Raw genomic sequence first — 21061 nt, 5'->3', positions numbered from 1 at the left:
CCGGCGACTACAGCCGACCTGGGTGCTAGCAAAAGCGGAGCGGCGGGCGCTGGGTTCGTGGCGGATTGCCGCCGCGGCTTTGGTGATGCACCAGGAGGGTGCGTCCCCGGACGAACGGAACTTCTCGCTGCGGATCAGCTGGGACGACCGCCTGTCGGCCCAATGACCGGCTGGCTGAAACCTCGCCAACCTGCGGCACGGGGTGCTGCAGAGCCATCCCTGTCAAGGCAAGCAGTTCAATGGCGCACTCGCGGCTCATTGAAAAGCAGTCCTTGAATTCGCGGGCCGCCTCGCCTAATTTGGAAGGGCCTGAGCGATCAGGCATCAGCCGGTAGGGCCACACCCGTGGCAGCCCCGGCCCCTCTTGGAGGCAATCATTGCCTCCGGCGCAATGCGGACATCAACCTCCGTGTTGCGAACCCAGACGGCGTCGACGTGGGTCGGCCGTCCAGCCCGGCAGGCGGCTTCAGGCTACCTGGCCGGGCTATCTATTTGTTCACTCGAAAATCACTGCGTGATTTTCGAGTGGCAGCTCGATCGGTGCGCAGAGGCCCGGCAAAGCCGGATCCTCCGCGCAAGCGGGACCGCGCTGCATGTTATTCCGCGCGGTCCGGAGCGCCGCCGTAGGCGGGCGCACGAGAGGACGAATTCGCGGCGAGAATAGAGGGTGCCCCCGCCTGGGGGCTTTCCTTTCCTTTTCGAAGAATTCCGCAGTGAGCTCTCTCAAACCCCACGACACCCAGTCGCTCGACGCCCTGACGGGTGGTGCTTTTTCCGCGCCTACTTCCGGTGAGCGCGCCGCTCGCGTCCGCGACTGGCTGGCCGCGCAACCCAGCGCCGAACAGATGCAGGAGGTCTTCCGGGAACTCAGCGCGCGCGACAAGGGCGCCGCCCGCCTGCTGCGCGAGAAGCTCGATGAGATCAAGCGCGCCAAGGGCCAGGAGGCCATCGGCGCCGAATGGGCCGAGAAGGCGCGCGCCATGCTGGGCCAGCCGCGCCTGAACATCGCCGATGCGATGGCCTGGCAGCGCGACGCCGCCAAGGCCGGCGCGCCGCTGAGCCGCGAGCCGCTGGCGAGCGTCAAGGCCGAACTGGCCGAACGCATCAAGGGCATCGAAGACCTGCAGACGCGCGTGCAGGTGCAGCGCGAGGCCGCCGTGTTGCTGGCCCAGCGCATCGAGGTGCTTTCCACCAAATCCTGGCGCGATGCCCAGGCCGCCGTCGAAGCGCTGCGCGCCGACGTGCCGCAATGGCAATCGCAGGCCCAGGCGCTGCTGGATGACGCCAACTGGGGCAGCGTGGACGCCAAGTTCCCGCCCCTGCTGGAGGCCTCGCGCAACCAGCTGCAGGTGGTGTGGGACGCCTTCCAGAGTGCGCTGACGCAAGCCGTGGCGGCCGCCGACGACGCCAACGCGCCGCTGCCGCCCGTGCCCGTGTGGGCCGACGAACTGCGCCAGGGCCGCGGGCTGCCGGCCGAAGCGGCGCCCGCCAAGGCGCCCAAGGCACCCCGGCCCCCGGTGGACCCCGAACTGCGCGCCAAGGCGCAGCAGGTGGTCGGCGAGGCGATGGCCAAGCTCGAAGCCGAAATCGCGCAAGGCCACGGCAAGGCCAGCGCCGGCGCCGCGAATGCGCTGCGCAGTGCGCTGAAGGAACACGGCAAGCTGGTGGACGACAAGCTGGAGACGCAGGCCCATGCCGCGTTGACCGCCGCCACCGAGCTGGAAGGCTGGCAGCGCTGGCGCGCCGACCAGCTGCGCCAGGAACTGGTCGCCAAGGCGGAAGCACTGTTCGAGCCGGTCGGCATTGCGCGCAATCGCGCGGCCGCCGAAGCGCGTGCGGCTGGCGCCGCTCCTGCTGCTGCGTCCACCACCGAAGCCGCGCCGGCCGCCGATGCGACGCCGGCGGCGGACACCCCGGTCGTGGAAACGCCGGTCGCTGAAGCGCCGGTGGCCGAAACGCCTGCGTCCGAAGCCCCCGTGGTGGAAGCCTCGGCTGCGGCCGAGACCCCGGGCGCGGCCGAAGCGCCGGCTGCAACGGAAGCCGCCGGTGAAGCCACGCACGCGCCGCGCGTCCGGGCCAAGGCCGCCGCCGCGCCCGCCGTCGCCCGCAAGCCGCGCTACGGCGGCCGCAAGATGCAGGAAGCGCTGCGCTCGCTGCGCGACCAGTGGAAGCAGGTCGACCAGGGCGGCCCGCCGAACCACGCGCTGTGGAAGCGTTTCGACGAAGCCTGCAACGAAGCCTACAAGGTGGTGCAGGAGTGGCTGGACAAGGTCAAGGGCGAGGCCGCCGAACACCGCGCCACCCGCCTCGGCCTGATCGAGGAGGTCAAGGCCTGGGCCGCCAAGTATCCCGACGCGATCGACGGCGACTGGAAGGGCTTCAACCGCGCCATCCACCAGTTCTCGGACCGCTGGCGCGAAGCCGGCCACCTGAGCGAGAAGGCCTTTGCCGAAATGCAGCCGATGTGGAAGGAAGCGATCGGCCTGGCCGCCGCGCCCCTGGACCGCGCGCAGAAGGCCAGCATCGAGCGGCGCAACGCCATGATCGAGGAAGCCAAGGCCTTGGGCGACGCGCCCATGCTGCGCATCGATGCCGTCAAGTCGCTGCAGCAGCGCTGGCAGCACGAGGCGCAGGCCGTGCCGCTGGACCGCAAGCAGGAACAGAAGCTGTGGGACGCGTTCCGCAAGCCCATCGACGATGCGTTCAACCGCAAGACCGCGGAGCGCGAGAAGGCGGCTTCGGCCATGAGCACGCGCGACCGCGCCGTGCTCGATGCGTCGAAGGCCGTGGAAGAGGCGACCGCCAGCGGCGACGCCCAGAAGATCCGCACCGCGATGGCGGCGCTGGAGCAGGCGCTGCGCGCGCGTGACGATGCCGCGGCTGCGGCGCCGGCGGCTGCTGCGCCCGCGGCGGCTGCAGCGCCTGCTGCCGAAGGAGCGGAAGCGACGCCCGCCGCCGAAGGCGAGGGCGAGGGCGAAGCACCAGCTGCCGCGCCCGCGGCGCCGAAGCCCACGCCCAAACCGGTGGTGGCCATGCGCGGGGATGACCGTCCCGGCGCGCGCCGTCCCGAGCAGGCCGCCCCCATGGGGCGCGGCGGCAAGTTCGACAGCCGCCGGCCCGGCCCCGGCGGTCCTGGCGGCCCCGGCCGCGGCGGGCCCGGCGGCGACCGTGGCGGCTTTGGCCGCGATCGGGGCTTCGGCCGCGACGAGCCGCGCGAGGACCGCGGCCCGCGCCTGGGCGACACCGCCTTCCGCGCGCAGCGCGACGCGCTGGAGCACGCGCAGGCGGCGCTGCGCAAGCTGGCCGCGCAGGCGCATGGCGAGGCCTTGACGCAGCTGATGACCGCGTGGGAGCAGCGTTCGGCGGAGCAGGTGCCGAGCCAGCACGAGCTCGGCAAGGCCGTGGCTGCTTCGGCGCGCCAGGGCTGGACCCAGGCGCTGGGCAAGCCCGGTGCGGGCGACGCGGGCGAATCGCTGCTGCGCCTGGAGATCGCGGCCGACGTTCCTACGCCGGCCGAGCAGATCAGCGCGCGCCGCATGATGCAGCTGCAGCTGCTGACGAAGCGCCATGACCCGTCGCCGCAGGAGACCTGGGGCGCGGACGTGGCGAAGGTGCTCGCGACGCCGTTCGAGGCGGGTGCGGCGCGGCGCTTGCAGAATGCGTTGAAGGCCCTGTTGCGCAAATAAGCGCGCAGCCGCTGGATCGGCTTTCGCAGGCCGGGGTGGAAACCCCGGCCTACCGCTTGATGAAGAACCCGTCGAACAGCGGCACCAGCGCCGGGAACTCCTGCGCGAACCGCGCGCGGTTCACGAAATACGCCTCGCAGGCCACGGCGAAGAACTCGCCCATGTCGGTCGCGCCATAGTCATCGAGCCAGGGCTGCGCGCCGCCGAAGCGCTCGGCGACGATCACCTGTTCGCGAAAGCGCGCGTACTCCGGCTCGATCACGGCCAGCCACTGCGCGCGCGCTTCCCGCGTCGGCATCGGCGGGCAGCCATCGGCCGCGCCGTCGCGCGTGTCGATCTTGTGGGCGAACTCGTGGATCACCACGTTGTAGCCCACTTCCGCGGACGCGCCCGCCTCGGACACGTCGCGCCAGTTCAACATGACGGGCCCGCCCTCCATCGATTCGCCGGCCAGGACTTCGTCGTAGGCGTGGACGACGCCGGCTTCGTCCGTCAATGTGCGCCGCGCGACCACTTCGTCGCGGTGCACCACGATGCCGACGAAATCGTCGTACCAGCGCAGGCCGAGGTGCAGCACGGGCAGCACCGCCTGCGCCGCGATGGCCAGCGCGATTTCGTCGGTGATGGCGAGGCCGTCGGCGCCATGGAATTCCTTGTCGCGCAGGAATTGGGCCGCCAGGGCGCGCAGCCTCGCGATCTCCGTGGCTTCGCGGGCGGCCAGGAAGGGATAGGCGCGCAAGGTGCGCTGCCACAGCGCATCCGGCAGATCCGGCGGCGCGCTGCGGCGGCGCAGCCAGCCCAGCATGGTCAGGCCAGCGCGATGCGCCGGATGCCGCCGTCGCGGTTCAGGCGCAGTGCTTCGGCGCGCGGCGGCTGCGCCTCGGCGTCCCAGTCGCTCAGCACGATGCGGCGGTGCTGGGCCGCCATGGCCTGTTCGCCCGGCCGGTGCGTGTGGCCGTGCAACAGGTGATCGGCCCGCGCCGCCTCCAGCCACGTCAGCGCGGCCGGGTGGTCGACGTCGGCATAGACGGTGTCGCCGCGCTTGAGGTTCTCGCTTTCGCTGCGCAGGGCCTTGGCCATCATCCGGCGCTCGGCCAGCGGGCGCGCCAGCACGGCGGCCTGCCAGGCCGGATTGCGGACCTGCTTGCGGAAAGCCTGGTAGTCGACGTCGTCCAGGCACAGCGCGTCGCCGTGCGACAGCAGCCAGCGGGTGGCGCCGAAGGTGAACACGGTGGGGTCGGGCAGCAGTTGCAGGCCGGAACGCTCGGCCATCGCCGATCCGAGCAGGAAATCGCGGTTGCCGTGCAGGAAGAAGACCGGCAGGCGCTGCGCGGTCGCGTGCAACACCTGCGCGCACTCCGCCTCGAAGCCGGGCTCGGCGGCGCTGTCGTCGCCGATCCAGGCCTCGAACAGGTCGCCGAGGATGAACAGGGCGTCGGCCCGCACGCCCTGCATGTAGGCGCGCCAGGCCGCGACCGTCGCCGGCTGCGAGGCCTGCAGGTGCAGGTCGGAGATGAATTCGACGTCGCGCCAGGCGGGCGGCGCGACGAGTTCGTGCGCCGCGGGCGTCACGCGCCGACGACGACCGCCTTCTCGATCACCACGTCTTCGTTCGGCACGTCGTCGTGGAAGCCCTTGCGGCCGGTGCGCACGCCCTTGATCCTGTCGACCACGTCCTTGCCGCCCACCACCTTGCCGAACACGGCATAGCCCCAGCCGCGCGCGTCGGGACGGGTGTGGTTCAGGAAGTCGTTGTCGGCCACGTTGATGAAGAACTGCGCCGACGCCGAGTGCGGGTCGTTGGTGCGCGCCATCGCCACCGTGTAGTTGTCGTTCTTCAGGCCGTTGGTGGCCTCGTTCTCCACCGGCGCGTCGGTGGGCTTCTGCGACATGCCGGGCTGGAAGCCGCCGCCCTGCACCATGAAGCCCGGAATGACGCGGTGGAAGATGGTGCCGTCGTAGTGGCCCTTCTTCACGTAGTTCAGGAAGTTGGCGACCGTCTTGGGCGCCTTCTGTTCGTCGAGTTCGAGCGTGACGACGCCGTAGTCGTGGATGTGGAGTTCGACCTTGGGGTTCATGGCGGGTCCTTTCTTACTTGACGATGGTGGCCGTGTTGATCACCACCGGCGTCACGGGCACGTCGCCATGCATGCCAGAGCTGCCGGTGGGCACGCCCTTGATCTTCTCGACCACGTCCATGCCGCTCACCACCTTGCCGAACACGGTGTAGCCCGGGTTGCGCTCGGTCGGGTCGAGGCGGCTGGTGTTGTCGACGACGTTGATGAAGAACTGGCCGGTGGCGGAGTTGGGGTCGCTGGTGCGCGCCATGGCGATGGTGCCGGGCACGTTCTTCAGGCCCTTGGCGAAGGCGTCCTTCGCTTCCAGCACGATCGGCGGCCGCGTGGGCTTTTCGTTCATCTTGGCGTCGAAGCCGCCGCCCTGGATCATGAAGCGGTCGATCACGCGGTGGAAGATCGTGCCGTCATAGTGCTTGTCGCGCACGTACTGCAGGAAGTTCTCGGCGGTCTTGGGCGCCTTGTCCGGATAGACCTCGATGACGATGTCGCCCGCCGTGGTGGCGAGCTTCACGCGGGGCGCGTCGGCGGCAAAGCCGGTCGCACAAATGCTGGCGCCAAGCGCCAGCGCCGCGAAGGCGCGGCGCGTCTGGGAAAAATTCAACCGATGACTCCTTCGAAGAAGATCTTCCAGTGCGGGCCTTGCCGCACCCAGTACTGGCGCTTCACCGGGCCCGTGCGGGCCCCGGTGGGCACCTCGCCGAAGGTTACCACCATGGTGTCGGCGGCGTCGGTCCAGCGCAGGTACGACAGGTCCTTCAGCTCGATGTCCTTGCCGCGCGCGCGGCCGAGCTCCACCTTCAGCACCGGCGACCATTGGGCGATGGACTTGCCGTTGATGGTGAAGTCGGGCGTGTAGAAGCTGAGCATGCGCTCGAGGTCGCCGCTGGCCTTGGCGGCGCGCCAGGCCTGCAGCACGTCGGCAAAGCGGCGCGAATCCGCGGCGACGGCGGTCGGGGGCACCCAGCGCAGCGAGGTGGCGATCACCACCGGCGTCGTGCGGACCTCGACGGTGCGGATGATGCGCTGCAGGTCCGGGTTGGCCAGCACCACGCAGCCGTCGGTGGCCTTGGGCGCGCGCGAGAACTGGGTGGGCGGCGTGCCGTGCAGCCAGATGCCGCGGCCGGTCTTGCCGCGCCGCGCATCGTAGGGGTTGGGATAGTTGATCGGCAGGGCGCCGGCGCCGTAGAAGTCCTTGAGCGACTTCGGGTCGAGGTTGCTGGTGACGTAGTAGACGCCCAGCGGCGTGCGCAGGTCGCCTTCTTCCGTCTTCTCCACGCCCAGCTTGCCCACCGAGATGTAGTAGTCGGCGATCAGCTTCAGGCCGGTCGGCTGGTTCTCGAACAGGTACAGGCGCGCCCGCGAGGTGTCGATCGCGATCGCATGCTTGCTGCGCGGCGACAGCTGCAGGAACTGCGCCGGCACCGCGTCGGCCGGCGGGCGCTCGCGCAGCGCGCGCATGCGCAGCTGGGATTCCTCGCGCAGTTCCGACAGCATCTGCGCGCCGCTCTTGGCGGTGGTGTCGGGCACGTCGCCGAAGCTGCGCACGGGCCGCTGCTGCATCGTCAGCAGGTCGCCGTAGACCAGCTGTGCCAGCTGGAAATTGGGATGGTCCTTGACCAGCGTCTCGGCCTTGGCCAGGGCCTGGCGGGTCTGCGCCTGGCCGATCAGCTTGTAGATCTCGATCAGCTTGGCTTCGGCCTCGCCGTCGCGCACCTGGGGCACGGGCGCGGGGGAACGGTGAGGGGCTGCCTTGCGTTGCGGCGCCGCCTGGGCGGCGGCCAGCAGGCCGGCGGCGCAGCCCAGAACCAGCAACAGGCGGGCCAGCTTGCGGGGGGAGCGGAGCGGGTTCAACTGCACAACCTTCGCTTTCGCTGCGCGGGCCGGGTCAGGCCCCGGTGCTTTCGCGCACGATCGCCCAGCGGTCGCCGCTCTTCACCAGTTCCAGCGTCTTGCGGCTGTTGACCTTCAGGCTGTCGGCCACGTAGTCCTGCTTGAAGCGGGCCACGGCCTTGTTGCCGGTGACCGAGACGTTCATGTCGGTGATCTTCACCGAGATGTGCGACTTGCCGACGATGCGCGCGCGGCGCTCGTCTTCCCAGGCCTTGCGCGACAGCTTGCCCGGCGGATCGAATTCCTTGCCGTAGGCGCCCAGGTAGCCGTTCATGTCCTTGGACGACCAGGCGTTGGCCCAGGCCAGCACGGCGGCTTCGACTTCCTTGCCGGCGCCGGCCGATGCGGCGGCGGGGGCGGCCGGCGCGGCGGGGGCAGGCGCGGGCGTGGCAGCAGCCACCGGCGCCGGAGCCGGCGCGGGCTTGGCGGCGGGAGCGGGTGCCGGAGCGGGCGCGGCTGCGATCACCGGAGCGGGCGCGGGCGCGGGCTTGGCGGCCGGGGCCGGAGCGGCGGCGATCGCGGGCGCGGGGATGTTGCCGCCGGTGCGCGCGGACGGCGCGCGCGGGCTGGTGGAGAACAGTTCGCGGATCAGCGCCAGCTTGGGCTGCACCTGCGCGTTGCCGGCATCGAGCTGCAGCGCGCGGCTGTAGGCCTGGCTGGCCAGCTTGGCGTACACGTCGCCGAGGTTCTCGTGCGCGGTGGCGTAGCTGGGATTGGTGCGGATCGCCATTTCGAGCGCGGCACGCGCCTTGTCGAACTGGGCCTGGCCGGCGTAGAGCACGGCGAGGTTGTTGTACGGCTCCGGCAGCTCGGGATAGTCCTCGGTCAGCTTCTGGAAGGTGGCGATGGCGTCGTTCGGCTTGCCCGACTCGGTCTGGATCACGCCCTTCATGAACCGCATCTGCGGGTCCTTGGGCTTGGACGCCAGGTACTGGTCGGCCTTGGTCAGGGCTTCGGCCAGCTTGCCGGAACGCAGGAGCTGGTTGACGTCGCCGTACTCGTCGGCGCGGGCGATGCCGGCGCCGGCCATGAGCGCGGCGGCCACGACTGCAAGGGCCAGTGTTCTGGGTAGTTTGTTACGCGCAAGCGTCATAAGGCCTCTGGTTGCTCCACCGCGAAAGCTAGCCCGCACAGGGGGCTATACTGCGTGCCGATTGTAGCCGGGGGCCGCTTGCGCGGGACAGTCCGCTGCTGCTGGAACAACATTCAGGCCCACGGACAGGCGCCCCGTCGCCAGCAAGCATCGCCGGCGGCGCCCAACGAGAACCCATGACCCTGCGCATCTACAACACGCTCACGCGTGAATTGGAGGAATTTTCACCGCTTGAGCCCGGTCGGGTGCGCATGTACGTCTGCGGCGTCACGGTCTACGACCGTCCGCACATCGGCAACGCCCGTTCGGCGGTCGGCTTCGACGTGGTGCGGCGCTGGCTGGAAGCCGGCGGGCTGCAGGTGGAGTTCGTGCGCAACATCACGGACATCGACGACAAGATGATCAAGCGCGCCGTGGAGAACGGCGAGCCGGTGCGGGCGCTGGCCGACCGCATGACCGCGCTGATGTACGCCGACTACGACGCGCTGGGCGTCCTGCGGCCGACGCACGATCCGCGCGCCACCGACTACATTCCGCAGATGGTGGAAATCGTGCAGCTGCTCGAACGCAAGGGCCTCGCGTACCACGCCGACAGCGGCGACGTGAACTTTTCGGTGCGTGCCTTGCCCGGCTACGGCAAGCTTTCGGGCAAGTCGCTGGACGAACTGCAAGCGGGCGAGCGCGTCGCCGTGCTGGAAGGCAAGCACGATCCGCTCGACTTCGTGCTCTGGAAGAGCGCCAAGCCGGCCGAGCCGCCGGACGCGAAGTGGGAGAGCCCCTACGGCATCGGCCGCCCCGGCTGGCACATCGAGTGCTCCGCGATGGCGCGCAGCATCCTCGGCCAGCCGATCGACATCCACGGCGGCGGCATCGACCTGATCTTTCCGCACCACGAGAACGAGATCGCCCAGAGCGAAGGCGCGTTCGGGACCGAACTCGCGCGCACCTGGATGCACAACGGCTTCCTGAACATCGACGGCGACAAGATGTCCAAGTCGCTGGGCAACTTCTTCAGCGTGCCGGACGTGCTCGCGCATTACGACGCCCAGACCGTGCGCTTCTTCCTGCTGCGCGGCCACTACCGCAGCGAGCTGGGCTGGAGCGACAAGCATCTCGACGACGCGCGCGCCAGCCTGCGCCGCCTGTACACGGCGCTCGACGCCGTGCCACCGCAGGAAGCGCCCATCGACTGGTCCTTGCCGCATGCCGCGCGCTTCAAGGCGGCGATGGACAACGACTTCGGCACGCCGGAGGCGGTGGCCGTGCTGTTCGACCTCGCGGCCGAGATCAACCGCAGCAAGTCCGCGGCGCTGGCAGGCCTGCTGAAGGCACTGGCCGGCACGCTGGGCATCCTGCAGGGCGACCCGCGCGAGTTCCTGCGCGCCGGCACCACCCTCGACGAAGCGACCATCCAGCAGCGGATCGAGGCGCGTGCCGCCGCCAAGAAGGCGAAGAATTTTGCCGAGGCCGACCGCATCCGCCAGGAGCTGCTGGCGCAAGGCATCGTGCTGAAGGACTCGGCCGCCGGCACGACCTGGGAGGCCGCGACTTGAGCGAAGAAATCGCGCTGGTCACGCCCGAATACTGGGAAGAGGCGCGCAAGTACCTGACGAAGAAGGACCGGGTGATGAAGCGCATCATCCCGCTGTTCGGCAACGCCTGCCTGCAGTCGCGCGGCGATGCCTTCACGACGCTCGCGCGCAGCATCGTCGGCCAGCAGATCTCGGTGAAGGCCGCGCAGAGCGTCTGGGACAAGTTCGCGGCGCTGCCCAAGCGCGGCATGACGCCGGCCAGCGTGCTGAAGCTGAAGGTGGACGACATGCGCGCGGCCGGCCTGTCGGCCCGCAAGATCGAGTACCTGGTCGACCTGGCGCTGCACTTCGACTCCGGCGCCATCCACGTGGATTCGTGGCGGGCGATGGAGGACGAGGACATCATCGCCGAGCTGGTCGGCATCCGCGGCATCGGCCGCTGGACCGCCGAGATGTTCCTGATCTTCCACCTGATGCGGCCCAACGTGTTGCCGCTGGACGACGTGGGGCTCATCAGCGGCATCAGCAAGAACTATTTCTCGGGCGAGGCCGTCAGCCGCAGCGACGCGCGCGAGGTGGCCGCGGCCTGGAACCCCTATTGCAGTGTCGCGACTTGGTATATTTGGAGATCGCTCGACCCGCTGCCGGTGGCCTACTAGGCTCAGCCGTGCGGCGCAGGGCATTGAGAGGACAGACGCTTGGCCAAAAGAACCTTCCTGGATTTCGAGACCCCGATTGCGGAGCTGGAAACCAAGATCGAGGAACTGCGCTACGTGCAGACCGAGTCGGCGGTGGACATCTCCGAGGAGATCGAGCAGCTGGGCAAGAAGAGCCAGCAGCTCACCAAGGACATCTACGCCCAGCTGAGCCCGTGGCAGATCACCAAGATCGCGCGGCATCCCGAGCGGCCTTACACCATGGACTACATCAACGAGATCTTCACGGATTTCGTCGAGATGCACGGTGACCGGCATTTCTCGGACGACCAGTCGATCGTCGGCGGCCTGGCCCGCTTCAACGGCAACGCCTGCATGGTGCTGGGCCACCAGAAGGGCCGCGACACCAAGGAACGCGCGCTGCGCAACTTCGGCATGAGCCGGCCCGAGGGCTACCGCAAGGCCCTGCGCCTGATGAAGACCGCCGAGAAGTTCAAGCTGCCGGTGTTCACCTTCGTCGACACGCCCGGTGCCTATCCCGGCATCGACGCCGAGGAACGCGGCCAGTCGGAAGCCATCGGCCGCAACATCTTCGAGATGGCGCAGCTGGAAGTGCCCATCATCACCACGGTGATCGGCGAGGGCGGCTCCGGCGGCGCGCTGGCCATCTCGGTGGCCGACCAGGTGCTGATGCTGCAGTACTCCATCTACTCGGTGATCAGCCCCGAGGGCTGCGCTTCCATCCTCTGGAAGACCTCCGAGAAGGCGCAGGACGCGGCCGATGCCATGGGCATCACCGCGCACCGCCTCAAGGCCCTGGGCCTGGTCGACAAGATCGTCAACGAACCGGTGGGCGGCGCCCACCGCGACCACCGGCAGATGGCCGCTTTCCTCAAGCGCGCCCTGAACGACGCCTGGCGGCAGCTGGCCGACCTGAAGGTGCGCGAACTGCTGGAGCGGCGTTACGAGCGGCTGCAAAGCTATGGCCGCTTCAACGACACCAAGGCCGAAGCCGCCTGACCCCGGCGTCAACCCGGCGCGCGTCGCGCTCGCCGAATTGCAACTGCCCTTGCCCCTGGCCGTCGCCTTCAGCGGCGGCGCCGATTCCACCGTCCTCCTGCTCGCCGCGGCCGAACGCTGGCCGGGGCAGGTGCGCGCCATCCACGTGCACCACGGACTGCAGGACGCGGCCGATGACTTCGAGCTGCATTGCCGCGGCGTCTGTGCTGCCATCAACGTGCCGCTGGACGTGCGGCGGGTCGCCGCCGGCAACGCGCCCGGCGAAAGCCCCGAGGACGCCGCCCGCAATGCGCGCTACCAGGCGCTGGCCCGCGCCGCGCGCGACGGCGGCGTGCAGGCGGTGCTGCTCGGACAGCATGCGGACGACCAGGTCGAGACCCTGCTGCTGGCGCTGAGCCGGGGCGCCGGCCTGCCGGGGCTCGCCGCCATGGCGCCGGTTTTCCAGCGCGATGGCGTGCTGTTCGTGCGGCCGCTGCTGGCCCTCTCCGCGCCATCGATTCGCGAGTGGATTGCGCAGCAGCGCGTGCCCGTGGTCGAAGACCCCACCAACACCGACGTCGCTTTCACCCGCAACCGCATCCGGCACCTGCTGCTGCCCGCGCTGGAGGAGGCCTTCCCCCAGTTCCGGGAGACTTTCGCGCGCTCCTCGCGCCACGCGGCGCAGGCGCAGGAGCTGCTGGAGACGGTGGCGGTGGAGGACCTGGCCCGCATGGGCGGCGTGCCCGCCATCACCGCACTGCAGCAACTGGCGCGCTCGCGCCAGGGCAACGTGCTGCGGCACTGGCTGAAGGTGGCGCACAACGCCGCGGCCAGCGCGGCGCAGCTCGAGGAGCTGCTGGACCAGGTGGCCGACTGCCGGACCCGGGGCCACCAGATCCGGATCAAGGTCGGCGCCGGGCTGGTCGAACGGCAGGGCGAGCGGCTGGCCTATTCCGCGAATTAGGCCACCGGCATCCACACTAACCCCAACTCGACCGCGGGCAGGCCGCTCCTAGAATGCCGCCGAGAAGAGGGGAGCGCATGCACATGCACCGATGCGGCGTCCTGGCCCACAAGGCCGGCGGCGCCTGGGTCCTGACCGCGGGACTGGGATTCGCAGCCATCACTGGAATGCAGCCGGCTTTCGGGCAGACCGCGCCGAGCGAAGCCGTGCAGCGCCAGGCGAACAGTCCTTACCGCTTCATCCTGCAGAACGCCAACGCGCCTTCGCGCGCGAAGCCGGCGCCTGCGCCCGCGCCGGCACCTGCTCCGGCGCCGGTGGAGTTGAAGAAGGCGCCGCGGCCCGAGCCCGTAGCCGCTGCGCGTCCGGCCGCGCCGGCCCCGGCCGTCGAAGCCGCCCCAACGCCCGCGCCTTTGCCCGAAGCCCTGGCCGCCGTGCCGCCGCTGCCCGAGCCGCCGCAGCCCCGCCTGGAAGTCGTGCCGCTGCGCACCGACGATCCCAAGCTGCCCGCCGCGCTGATGCGCGAGCGCCCGTCCGGCGTCGTGCGGGTGGCCTTCGACCTCAACCCCGACGGCTCCACCGCCAACGTGAAGGTGGTGTCCAGCACCAACCGCTCGCTCAACCGGCCCTCGGTCGACGCGGTGAGCAACTGGAAATTCCAGCCCGTCGACGAGGTGCTGACCATCGAGACCGAGCTGGCGTACAAGTACGACTAGCTTTTTCGCCTAGGTATAATCCCGGGGTTCTGCGCCCACGGTCCACCGCTGGACCGATCCGCGGCCGCAGTCATCAACTCCCCGGTTCCGATGGCATTGATCGTTCACAAATACGGCGGCACGTCGATGGGCTCGACCGAGCGCATCCGCAACGTCGCCAAGCGCGTGGCCAAGTGGGTGCGCGCCGGCCACCAGATGGTGGTGGTTCCCAGCGCCATGAGCGGCGAGACCAACCGCCTGCTCGGGCTGGCCAAGGAAGTCGCCCCGGCGCGCCACGACGAAGCCGTGCAGCGCGAACTCGACATGCTCGCTTCCACCGGGGAACAGGTCTCGGTCGGCCTGCTGGCATTGGCGCTGCACGCCGAAGGCATCCCGGCCGTGAGCTACGCGGGCTGGCAGGTGCCGATCCGCACCAACAACGCGTACACCAAGGCCCGCATCGAATCGATCGCCGACGAGCGCGTGCGCAGCGACCTCGCCGCCGGCAAGGTCGTCATCATCGCGGGCTTCCAGGGCGTGGACGACGACGGCCACATCACGACGCTCGGCCGCGGCGGCAGCGACACCTCCGCGGTCGCGGTGGCCGCTGCGCTGAAGGCCGCGGAGTGCCTGATCTACACCGACGTCGACGGCGTCTACACCACCGACCCGCGCGTGGTGCCCGAAGCGCGCCGCCTCTCCACCGTGAGCTTCGAGGAAATGCTGGAAATGGCCTCGATGGGCTCCAAGGTCCTGCAGATCCGTTCGGTCGAATTCGCCGGCAAGTACCAGGTGCCGCTGCGCGTGCTGTCCAGCTTCACGCCGTGGGACATCCCCATCGCCGAGGAAGCCGCCTCCGGCACGCTGATCACTTTTGAGGAAGACGAGAAAATGGAACAAGCCGTCGTATCCGGCATCGCTTTCAACCGCGACGAGGCCAAGGTCTCCATCCTGGGCGTGCCCGACCGTCCCGGCATCGCCTACCAGATCCTCGGCGCGGTGGCCGACGCCAACATCGAGGTCGACGTCATCATCCAGAACGTCAGCCACGACGGCAAGACCGACTTCAGCTTCACCGTGCACCGCAACGAGTACGCGCGCACGGTCGACGTGCTGAAGACCAAGGTGGTTCCCACGCTGGGCACCGACCGCATCGAGGGCGACACCAAGATCTGCAAGGTCTCCATCGTCGGCATCGGCATGCGCAGCCACGTGGGCATCGCCAGCAAGATGTTCCGCGCGCTGTCGGAAGAGGGCATCAACATCCAGATGATCTCGACCAGCGAGATCAAGACCTCGGTGGTGATCGACGAGAAGTACATGGAGCTCGCCGTGCGCGCGCTGCACAAGGCTTTCGACCTGGACCTCGACCAGCCGGCCGCCGCCGCCGGGAAGTCTTGAGGCATAATGCCTTCCATCGGAGCGATGACCGAGTGGCCGAAGGTGCTCCCCTGCTAAGGGAGTATGTGGGCTAAAACCCGCATCGAGGGTTCGAATCCCTCTCGCTCCTCCAGAACAAGCCGCCCTCGGGCGGCTTTTTCCTTTTCCGCACCATGCCCAGCGACTTCGCCTCCACGCTCTTCATCGTCTTCTCCTTCGCCCTCACGTTCATCGTGGCGCGCACCCTGTCGCGCGGCTTTCGCGCGAAGCGCAAGGCGAAGGAGGAAGCGAAGCGCGAGGCCGAGCGGCGCGCAACGGAGAGCCGTCAGGTGCGGCGCGCGCGGGAGCGCCGCGGTCATTGAGAAGCCGGCTGCCCGGCGCTTTATTCGTACTTCTCGACGATCTCAGGCAGCCTGCAACACTGGGCCTGGAAAACCGTGCGGGTCTTGAGGATCGTGCCTGATCCATCGATTTCGAAGCAGTCCGTGTAGACCTGGGCCTTGATGCCCTGGTTGATTCGCTGCGTGGCCAGGCAGAGTTCGGCTCGCACGTCCGACTTGCGCACCAGATTCCACTGATACGCCCATTGGTCGATGCTGGCGGATCCGAGGAAGCTGTCCGTGGTGAACAGCAACTGCTCCGGTTTGCCTGGGAAGACTTCGGCCAGGTCCGGGACCGCTTTTGCCGGCAGTTCGTGCACGTTGGCGAGCGGCCCAGGCGTGCCACCTCCGTTGAATGCGGTGAATCGCAGGCCGCCACCGGCGGCGGAGTCGACGAAGGTGGAGCTCCAGAGCGAAGGGTCGCGGCTTTGCGCGGACGTGAAGGTCTGCTGCCGTTCGAACGCTCCGGGACCTTTGGCCGCGTAGGTGACGGTGGTCCGGTGGGTCACGGAGCCGGTCTGCGGGTCGGTGATGGATGCGGAGAAGCTGAACCCGGCGGCCAGCTGCCGCATCACAGGGGCCACCGCGAACTCCTCTGTTCTAGGCGGGTCGGAGGCCCCACCTCCGCACGCTGCGAGCAAGGACAGCAGAAGCGGGCCGATCGCCCCCTGAAGGAAACGAAGGTGTTGGGTCATGGGACTGCATTTTTTTTGGAACGACCCGGCAGTCTATCCATGCTTCGAACTTCACATGTCCCTCGCCAAAGTGAAATGGGCCGCCCGAAGGGCGGTCATTTTCTTAAGCGTGAGGGTCCGGCCTACTCGTAACTCGTCGTGATCACGGGAAGCCTGCAGCAACCTCTCTTGGTAACAATGCGGGTCCTCTGGATCTCGCCGGTGCCGTCGATCTCGAAGCAGTCGGTGTTGGCGTAGAGAAAGAAGAAGAAATCGCCCGTGATGCGCCTCAGGTTCAAGCAAAGCTCCGCGCGCGTCGGCGAGCGTCGGTACAGGCGCCAGCTGTAGTCCCAATGTTCATTCGGGGAAAATTGGCCAGACAGGAAGAGAGGGAGGCTGTTGAACAGGGAATGCCCCGCGGGCGCGAAAAGGATGTCAGCGTCGGGTCCGGCGGCTTCCGGAGTTGCAGTCTCCGGCAGGTCGTTCTCAACGGTGAACTTCGACTTCGGATCCGTCGCAGAGCGGAAGGCATTGAAACGCAATCCTCCGTTGGGCCCTGCATCGGTGAAGCCCGCGTTCACGACGAAATCGCTGCGGTCCTCGCCTTTCACGAACGCCTGGCGCCGCTCGAAAGCACCGGGCCCCGTCGGCGCATAGGTGACGGTGCTCAAGCTGGATGGAAATCCGGTGTCCGGATCGGGGGCGAACGCGGTGAAGGTATAGCCCTTGGCCAACTGCCGCATCACCGCAGCCACGGGGAAGGTCTCCACCGTCGGTGGCGCAACGTAGGCCGGAACTTCCGGCGGGACGTCCGCGGGTGGAGGCGCGCTGGCAACCGGGTCCGGGTCCCCGCCGCCCCCGCACGCGGCAAGCAACACGACGGTGAGCGCGACAACCGCGCGCCTGAGGATGTTTGTCATGTCCTTCCCTGGAAAACCGGGGCAGTCTAGCTTCCAGCCAGGGGCGTGCTAATGCTCCTTTGGAATGAAAAAGCCGCCCGAAGGCGGCTTTTTCTCTTTTTTGCTTCTCCCAGACGTCTTCGAGCTATCGCTGTGCGGAGGGCTTGCCGTCCTGGTTCCTGTCCCGGGCCACGCGGCGGCGGTCGCCGGCGGCGGCGGGCCTGCGCGAACGGCCGGCCTCGAAGGCCAGGCCGTAGGAGTTGGCCGTGACGGCCAGGATCTGCGGTACCCGCTGCAGCATCGATGCTGTTCTCGTGTCGCTCATCATTTTTATGTTCCCTGTACTGCTACTGCTACTTCCTGCTTTTCGCCGACTGTGTGACTGCAGTGCACGGAGTATCGGGGCGGCAGATGGCACCCGCGTGACAGGGCGGTGCGCGTGTTGAGGTCAGCGGTTTCCGACAAATGATCAGGTTCGGCCCCCGCTGAAAGCCCTGGGTTCCCGCCTGCGCGGGAATGACGACTCAGTCGTCGTCGAGCGAAGCGCTCCAGCGATCGCCCCAGCCCTTGGCCTGGTCGAGGTCGCGCCGTTCGCGCTTGGTGGGGCGGCCGTGTTCGATGGTGTTGGCCGGCTCGGGGGCAAGGCGCCGCTGCTCCACCGTCTGTTCGCGCGCCAGGATGCTCTCGGGCGTTTCCTCGTAAAGCTGCTGCGCGACCGGTGCCGGCCCCCGCATGTTCGACAGGCCTTTGACCACCACCGTGCGCGTCATGCCTTCGCGCCGCATGGCCACGACGTCGCCCGCCTTCACCTCGCGCGCAGGCTTGACCTCGGCGCCGTTGACGTGCACCCGTCCCTTGTCGATTTCCTCGCTGGCCAGGCTGCGCGTCTTGTAGAAGCGCGCGCTCCAGAGCCACTTGTCGATGCGTAGCCTTTCCATCAGGCGCCATTCTCCGCCAGCGGGAGCCGGACGGTGGCGTCCAGGCCCTGCACATGGCCGTGCTTTTCACGGTTTTCGAGTTGGATCGCACCGCCCAGGGCGCGCACGATCTCGTGGCTGATCGCCAGCCCCAGGCCCGAGCCGCTGCGCACGTCGCCGGCCGAGAAGGGCTGGAACAGCCGCGGCTGCAGCTCGGCCGGAATGCCGGGACCGCTGTCGGCGACCACCAGCGCGGCGGCGCGTTCGTCCGCCAGCACGCGCACCGACAGCCCGCCGCCCGAGCGGCTGTGCTTGATGGCGTTGTGCAGCAGGTTGCGCGACAGCTCGCTCAGCATCCACTGGTGCGCCCGCACCGGCGCGGGCTGCGTGTCGATCTCGAAGTCCAGGTCCTTGTCGGCCACCAGCGGCGCGAGGTCGAGCGCCACGCCGCGCACCACCTGCGCCCAGTCGGTGACCGGCGCGTCCGGCTGCTGGCGCAGCTGCTCCACCTTGGCCAGGGACAGCATCTGGTTCGCCAGGCCCGTTGCGCGATCGACCGTGTCGCTGATCTCGCGCAGCGCCTGCTGCGGCTCGACGTCGCCGCGCCGCGCCGACTGCACCTGCGCCTTCAGCACCGCCAGCGGCGTGCGCAGCTGGTGCGCGGTGTCGCGCACGAAGCGCTTCTGGTTGTCCAGCAGGTGCGCGAGCCGGGTCATCACCTCGTTGGTCGCGTCCACCAGCGGCAGCAGTTCGCGCGGGGCTCCCGCCGCGGGCAGGGGCGTCAAGTCGCCTTCGGGCCGGTCCTGCAGCTCGCGGCTCAGGCGCCGCACCGGCCGCGTGGCTCCTTGCACGACCAGCGCCACCACCAGCGCGATCACCAGCACCAGCACCGCCTGCTGCCAGAGCGTGTCGAACAGGATCTTGCGCGTGAGCGTCTGCCGCAGCTGCAGCGTCTCGGCCACCTGCACCACCGCCATGCCCAGGCCCGAGTCGCTGGCCACCGGCTGCAGCAGCACGGCCACGCGCACGTCCTGGTCGCGGAAGCGGTCGTCGTAGAAGTCGACCAGCGCCGCATAGGAGGTCTTCACCGGGATCTGGCCGCGCCAGAAGGGCAGCTCCTCGAAACCGGAAACGAGCTCGCCCCGGACGCTGGAGACGCGGTAATAGAGCTTGCTCTGGTTGTCCGCCTCGAAGGTGTCGAGCGCGGCATAGGGCACCGCGGCGCGCAGCACGGCCTGGTCGCCATAGCCCTGCACGTCGAGCTGCTCGCCCAGGGACTTGGCCGACGCCAGCAAGGTGCGGTCGTAGGCCGTGTTCACGGCCGCCAGCGTCTTGCGGTACAGCGACACCGCGTTGATCACGACGAAGATGCCCACCGGCAGCAGGATGCCGGCCAGCAGGTAGCGCCGCAGCGAGATCGCGCGCTCGCTCATTCCGCCTTCAGCAGGTAGCCGAGGCCGCGCAGCGTGACCAGCTTGACGCCCGTGGTCGCGAGCTTCTTGCGCAGGCGGTAGACGACGACTTCGATCGCCTCGTACTGCACGTCGGCCTCGCCGGGGAAGACCAGCTCGAAGAGGCGCTCCTTGGGCACGGCGTGCCCGGGCCGCGCGAGCAATGCCTGCAGCAGCGCCGATTCGCGCGGGGCCAGTTCCAGGATCTCGTCGCGGCAATGGATGGCGCCGCTTTGCCGGTCCCAGCGCAGGCCGCCCGGCAGCGGGGGCTCGCCGGCGTCGGCCGAGGCCGGCGCGCGCCGGCGGTGCAGGGCGCGCAGCCGCGCCTCGAGTTCGTCGAGGTCGAAGGGCTTGGGCAGGTAGTCGTCGGCGCCGGTGTTGAGGCCGATGATGCGGTCGCCGACGGTGCCGCGCGCGGTGAGGATCAGCACCGGCGTCGCCAGCCCGGCGTCGCGGGCCTGTTCGAGCACCAGCAGGCCATCCATGCCGGGCAGCGTCAGGTCGAGCATCACCACGTCAGGCGGCGCGGCCTTCCAGCGCTCGAGCGCGGCGCGGCCGTCTCCGCACAGCTCGACTTCCATGCCCCGGTTCTGCAGGGTGCGCTTGAGCGCCGTCTGCATCGACACGTCGTCTTCCACCAGCAGTACTTTCATCGCACCGGGACGGCTCCTTTTCCGGCACATTAGCACTTTCCCTGATGCCGCCGGACAGCAGACTGACAGCCGCCTGGGGCAACATGGCCGGGTTCCAATCAGGAGACAACACAATGCGTCGCAACGAATTCTTGAAAACCATCGCCGCGCTGGCTGCAGCCGGCGCGCTGCCGCTGACGGCCAGCGCAGCCCAGAACATCAAGATGATGATTCCCGCCAACCCGGGCGGCGGCTGGGACACCACCGGCCGCGCGCTGGGCAAGGCCCTGATCGACGCCAAGGCGGCCGACAGCGTCACCTACGACAACAAGGGCGGCGCCGCCGGCGCGCTGGGCCTCGCCCAGTTCGTCAACGGCAGCAAGGGCGACCCGAACGCGCTGATGGTGATGGGCGCCGTCATGCTGGGCGGCATCATCACCGGCAAGCCGCCGGTGAACCTGTCGCAGGCCACGCCCATCGCGCGCCTGACCAGCGAATACAACGTGTTCGTGCTGCCGGCCAACTCGCCGCTGAAGACGATGGCCGACGTGGTCGCCCAGCTGAAGAAGGACCCGGGCAGCGTCAAGTGGGGCGGCGGCTCGCGCGGCTCCACCGAGCACATCGTCGCCGCGATGATCGCGCAGAAGGCCGGCGTCGACCCGTCCAAGATCAACTACGTGGCCTTCCGCGGAGGCGGGGAAGCCACCGCGGCCATCCTGGGCGGCAACGTCACGGTGGGCGGCAGCGGCTACAGCGAGTTCTCCGAGTACATCGAGGCGGGCAAGATGCGCGCCATCGCCGTCACCTCGCCGACCCGCCTGAAGGGCGTGAACGTGCCGACGCTGAAGGAGCAGGGCATCGACATCGAGCTGGGCAACTGGCGCGGCGTCTACGGCGCCCCCGGCATCACGCCGGCCCAGCGCGCGGCGCTGACCGACGCCGTGATGAAGGCGATCAAGACCAAGTCCTGGGCCGAAGCCATGGAGAAGAACTCCTGGACCCCCGCCGTGCTGAGCGGCCCGGCCTTCGACAAGTTCGTGGACGACGAATTCGCGCTGCTGCGCGCGACCATGGTCAAGGCCGGCATGGTCTGACCCCGGCGCACGCCGCCGACGCCCGGTTCGCCCGGGCGTTTTTT

21 protein-coding genes and 1 tRNA gene are annotated in these 21061 nt (G+C 69.0%); 10 read left to right on the top strand and 12 right to left on the bottom strand.

Features of this window, described 5'->3' with window-relative positions; genetic code table 11:
- Window positions 1-713: 713 nt before the first annotated feature.
- Window positions 714-3686 (top strand): DUF349 domain-containing protein, encoded by a 2973-nt coding sequence (locus LZ009_RS08660; protein WP_275697502.1) that lies wholly within the window; start codon window positions 714-716, stop codon window positions 3684-3686.
- Window positions 3687-3735: 49 nt separating this feature from the next.
- Here LZ009_RS08660 and LZ009_RS08655 read toward each other — a convergent pair whose 3' ends face one another.
- The 6 genes from LZ009_RS08655 to LZ009_RS08630 are packed head-to-tail and all read right to left on the bottom strand — an operon-like array spanning window position 3736 to window position 8747.
- A complete protein-coding gene (locus tag LZ009_RS08655; RefSeq protein ID WP_275697501.1) occupies window positions 3736-4491 on the bottom strand; it encodes a M90 family metallopeptidase in 756 nt (251 codons plus the stop codon).
- Window positions 4492-4493: 2 nt separating this feature from the next.
- On the bottom strand, window positions 4494-5258 hold the full coding sequence (locus LZ009_RS08650; RefSeq protein ID WP_275697500.1) for a UDP-2,3-diacylglucosamine diphosphatase: 765 nt from the start codon (window positions 5256-5258) through the stop codon (window positions 4494-4496).
- Complete coding sequence (locus LZ009_RS08645; protein WP_275697499.1) at window positions 5255-5764, bottom strand: peptidylprolyl isomerase; 510 nt, start codon at window positions 5762-5764, stop codon at window positions 5255-5257. Before LZ009_RS08645 ends, LZ009_RS08650 begins: the two co-directional genes overlap by 4 nt.
- Before the next feature lie 13 nt (window positions 5765-5777).
- Complete coding sequence (locus tag LZ009_RS08640; protein WP_430300218.1) at window positions 5778-6365, bottom strand: peptidylprolyl isomerase; 588 nt, start codon at window positions 6363-6365, stop codon at window positions 5778-5780.
- A complete protein-coding gene (locus LZ009_RS08635) occupies window positions 6362-7621 on the bottom strand; it encodes a L,D-transpeptidase family protein (protein WP_430300217.1) in 1260 nt (419 codons plus the stop codon). Before LZ009_RS08635 ends, LZ009_RS08640 begins: the two co-directional genes overlap by 4 nt.
- Before the next feature lie 28 nt (window positions 7622-7649).
- Window positions 7650-8747, bottom strand: coding sequence for a nuclear transport factor 2 family protein (locus LZ009_RS08630; protein WP_275697497.1), 1098 nt, complete (start codon window positions 8745-8747; stop codon window positions 7650-7652).
- A gap of 176 nt (window positions 8748-8923) precedes the next feature.
- Here LZ009_RS08630 and cysS point away from each other — a divergent pair, with 176 nt between their 5' ends.
- The 8 genes from cysS to LZ009_RS08590 all read left to right on the top strand — a co-directional run bounded on the left by cysS (window position 8924) and on the right by LZ009_RS08590 (window position 15332).
- Window positions 8924-10300 (top strand): cysteine--tRNA ligase, encoded by a 1377-nt coding sequence (gene cysS, locus LZ009_RS08625; RefSeq protein ID WP_275697496.1) that lies wholly within the window; start codon window positions 8924-8926, stop codon window positions 10298-10300.
- Window positions 10297-10938: a DNA-3-methyladenine glycosylase family protein gene (locus LZ009_RS08620; RefSeq protein WP_275697495.1), complete on the top strand. Its 642-nt coding sequence runs from the start codon at window positions 10297-10299 to the stop codon at window positions 10936-10938. Before cysS ends, LZ009_RS08620 begins: the two co-directional genes overlap by 4 nt.
- A 39-nt stretch (window positions 10939-10977) precedes the next feature.
- The gene (locus LZ009_RS08615) at window positions 10978-11955 is read left to right on the top strand and encodes an acetyl-CoA carboxylase carboxyltransferase subunit alpha (protein WP_275697494.1); all 978 of its coding nucleotides are present in this window, start codon (window positions 10978-10980) and stop codon (window positions 11953-11955) included.
- Window positions 11918-12898 (top strand): tRNA lysidine(34) synthetase TilS, encoded by a 981-nt coding sequence (tilS, locus tag LZ009_RS08610; RefSeq protein WP_430300216.1) that lies wholly within the window; start codon window positions 11918-11920, stop codon window positions 12896-12898. The genes LZ009_RS08615 and tilS overlap by 38 nt, the downstream gene beginning before the upstream one ends.
- Window positions 12899-12975: 77 nt before the next feature.
- A complete protein-coding gene (locus LZ009_RS08605) occupies window positions 12976-13611 on the top strand; it encodes an energy transducer TonB (protein ID WP_275697492.1) in 636 nt (211 codons plus the stop codon).
- Window positions 13612-13701: 90 nt separating this feature from the next.
- Complete coding sequence (locus LZ009_RS08600; RefSeq protein ID WP_275697491.1) at window positions 13702-14991, top strand: aspartate kinase; 1290 nt, start codon at window positions 13702-13704, stop codon at window positions 14989-14991.
- A gap of 18 nt (window positions 14992-15009) precedes the next feature.
- A tRNA-Ser gene (locus tag LZ009_RS08595) sits at window positions 15010-15103 on the top strand.
- A gap of 40 nt (window positions 15104-15143) precedes the next feature.
- The gene (locus LZ009_RS08590; RefSeq protein WP_275697490.1) at window positions 15144-15332 is read left to right on the top strand and encodes a hypothetical protein; all 189 of its coding nucleotides are present in this window, start codon (window positions 15144-15146) and stop codon (window positions 15330-15332) included.
- A 20-nt stretch (window positions 15333-15352) separates the two neighbouring features.
- Here LZ009_RS08590 and LZ009_RS08585 read toward each other — a convergent pair whose 3' ends face one another.
- The 6 genes from LZ009_RS08585 to LZ009_RS08560 all read right to left on the bottom strand — a co-directional run bounded on the left by LZ009_RS08585 (window position 15353) and on the right by LZ009_RS08560 (window position 19944).
- Complete coding sequence (locus tag LZ009_RS08585; protein WP_275697489.1) at window positions 15353-16045, bottom strand: hypothetical protein; 693 nt, start codon at window positions 16043-16045, stop codon at window positions 15353-15355.
- Between the two features lie 122 nt (window positions 16046-16167).
- Window positions 16168-16944, bottom strand: coding sequence for a hypothetical protein (locus LZ009_RS08580; protein ID WP_275697488.1), 777 nt, complete (start codon window positions 16942-16944; stop codon window positions 16168-16170).
- A gap of 124 nt (window positions 16945-17068) precedes the next feature.
- Complete coding sequence (locus LZ009_RS08575) at window positions 17069-17248, bottom strand: hypothetical protein (protein ID WP_275697487.1); 180 nt, start codon at window positions 17246-17248, stop codon at window positions 17069-17071.
- Between the two features lie 199 nt (window positions 17249-17447).
- Entirely contained in the window at window positions 17448-17861 is a 414-nt protein-coding gene (locus tag LZ009_RS08570) for an RNA-binding S4 domain-containing protein (protein WP_275697486.1), read from the bottom strand.
- Complete coding sequence (locus LZ009_RS08565) at window positions 17861-19273, bottom strand: sensor histidine kinase (protein ID WP_275697485.1); 1413 nt, start codon at window positions 19271-19273, stop codon at window positions 17861-17863. The genes LZ009_RS08570 and LZ009_RS08565 overlap by 1 nt, the downstream gene beginning before the upstream one ends.
- The gene (locus LZ009_RS08560; RefSeq protein WP_275697484.1) at window positions 19270-19944 is read right to left on the bottom strand and encodes a response regulator transcription factor; all 675 of its coding nucleotides are present in this window, start codon (window positions 19942-19944) and stop codon (window positions 19270-19272) included. Before LZ009_RS08560 ends, LZ009_RS08565 begins: the two co-directional genes overlap by 4 nt.
- A gap of 113 nt (window positions 19945-20057) precedes the next feature.
- On the opposite strand from LZ009_RS08560, the gene LZ009_RS08555 reads away from it, so the two are divergent.
- Window positions 20058-21017: a Bug family tripartite tricarboxylate transporter substrate binding protein gene (locus LZ009_RS08555; protein ID WP_275697483.1), complete on the top strand. Its 960-nt coding sequence runs from the start codon at window positions 20058-20060 to the stop codon at window positions 21015-21017.
- Window positions 21018-21061 lie beyond the last annotated feature (44 nt).

The sequence above is a fragment of the Ramlibacter paludis genome (assembly GCF_022012305.1).
Lineage (GTDB): Bacteria > Pseudomonadota > Gammaproteobacteria > Burkholderiales > Burkholderiaceae_C > Ramlibacter > Ramlibacter paludis.
This window is presented reverse-complemented; position numbering and strand designations above follow the sequence as displayed.

Coding starts and splice junctions, on each gene's coding strand:
- LZ009_RS08600 (WP_275697491.1), top strand. CDS start 13,702: ATGGCATTGATCGTTCACAAATACGGCGGCACGTCGATGGGCTCGACC.
- LZ009_RS08585 (WP_275697489.1), bottom strand. CDS start 16,045: ATGACCCAACACCTTCGTTTCCTTCAGGGGGCGATCGGCCCGCTTCTG.
- LZ009_RS08560 (WP_275697484.1), bottom strand. CDS start 19,944: ATGAAAGTACTGCTGGTGGAAGACGACGTGTCGATGCAGACGGCGCTC.
- LZ009_RS08570 (WP_275697486.1), bottom strand. CDS start 17,861: ATGGAAAGGCTACGCATCGACAAGTGGCTCTGGAGCGCGCGCTTCTAC.
- LZ009_RS08630 (WP_275697497.1), bottom strand. CDS start 8,747: ATGACGCTTGCGCGTAACAAACTACCCAGAACACTGGCCCTTGCAGTC.
- cysS (WP_275697496.1), top strand. CDS start 8,924: ATGACCCTGCGCATCTACAACACGCTCACGCGTGAATTGGAGGAATTT.
- LZ009_RS08555 (WP_275697483.1), top strand. CDS start 20,058: ATGCGTCGCAACGAATTCTTGAAAACCATCGCCGCGCTGGCTGCAGCC.
- tilS (WP_430300216.1), top strand. CDS start 11,918: ATGGCCGCTTCAACGACACCAAGGCCGAAGCCGCCTGACCCCGGCGTC.
- LZ009_RS08645 (WP_275697499.1), bottom strand. CDS start 5,764: ATGAACCCCAAGGTCGAACTCCACATCCACGACTACGGCGTCGTCACG.
- LZ009_RS08575 (WP_275697487.1), bottom strand. CDS start 17,248: ATGAGCGACACGAGAACAGCATCGATGCTGCAGCGGGTACCGCAGATC.
- LZ009_RS08655 (WP_275697501.1), bottom strand. CDS start 4,491: ATGCTGGGCTGGCTGCGCCGCCGCAGCGCGCCGCCGGATCTGCCGGAT.
- LZ009_RS08590 (WP_275697490.1), top strand. CDS start 15,144: ATGCCCAGCGACTTCGCCTCCACGCTCTTCATCGTCTTCTCCTTCGCC.
- LZ009_RS08580 (WP_275697488.1), bottom strand. CDS start 16,944: ATGACAAACATCCTCAGGCGCGCGGTTGTCGCGCTCACCGTCGTGTTG.
- LZ009_RS08605 (WP_275697492.1), top strand. CDS start 12,976: ATGCACATGCACCGATGCGGCGTCCTGGCCCACAAGGCCGGCGGCGCC.
- LZ009_RS08565 (WP_275697485.1), bottom strand. CDS start 19,273: ATGAGCGAGCGCGCGATCTCGCTGCGGCGCTACCTGCTGGCCGGCATC.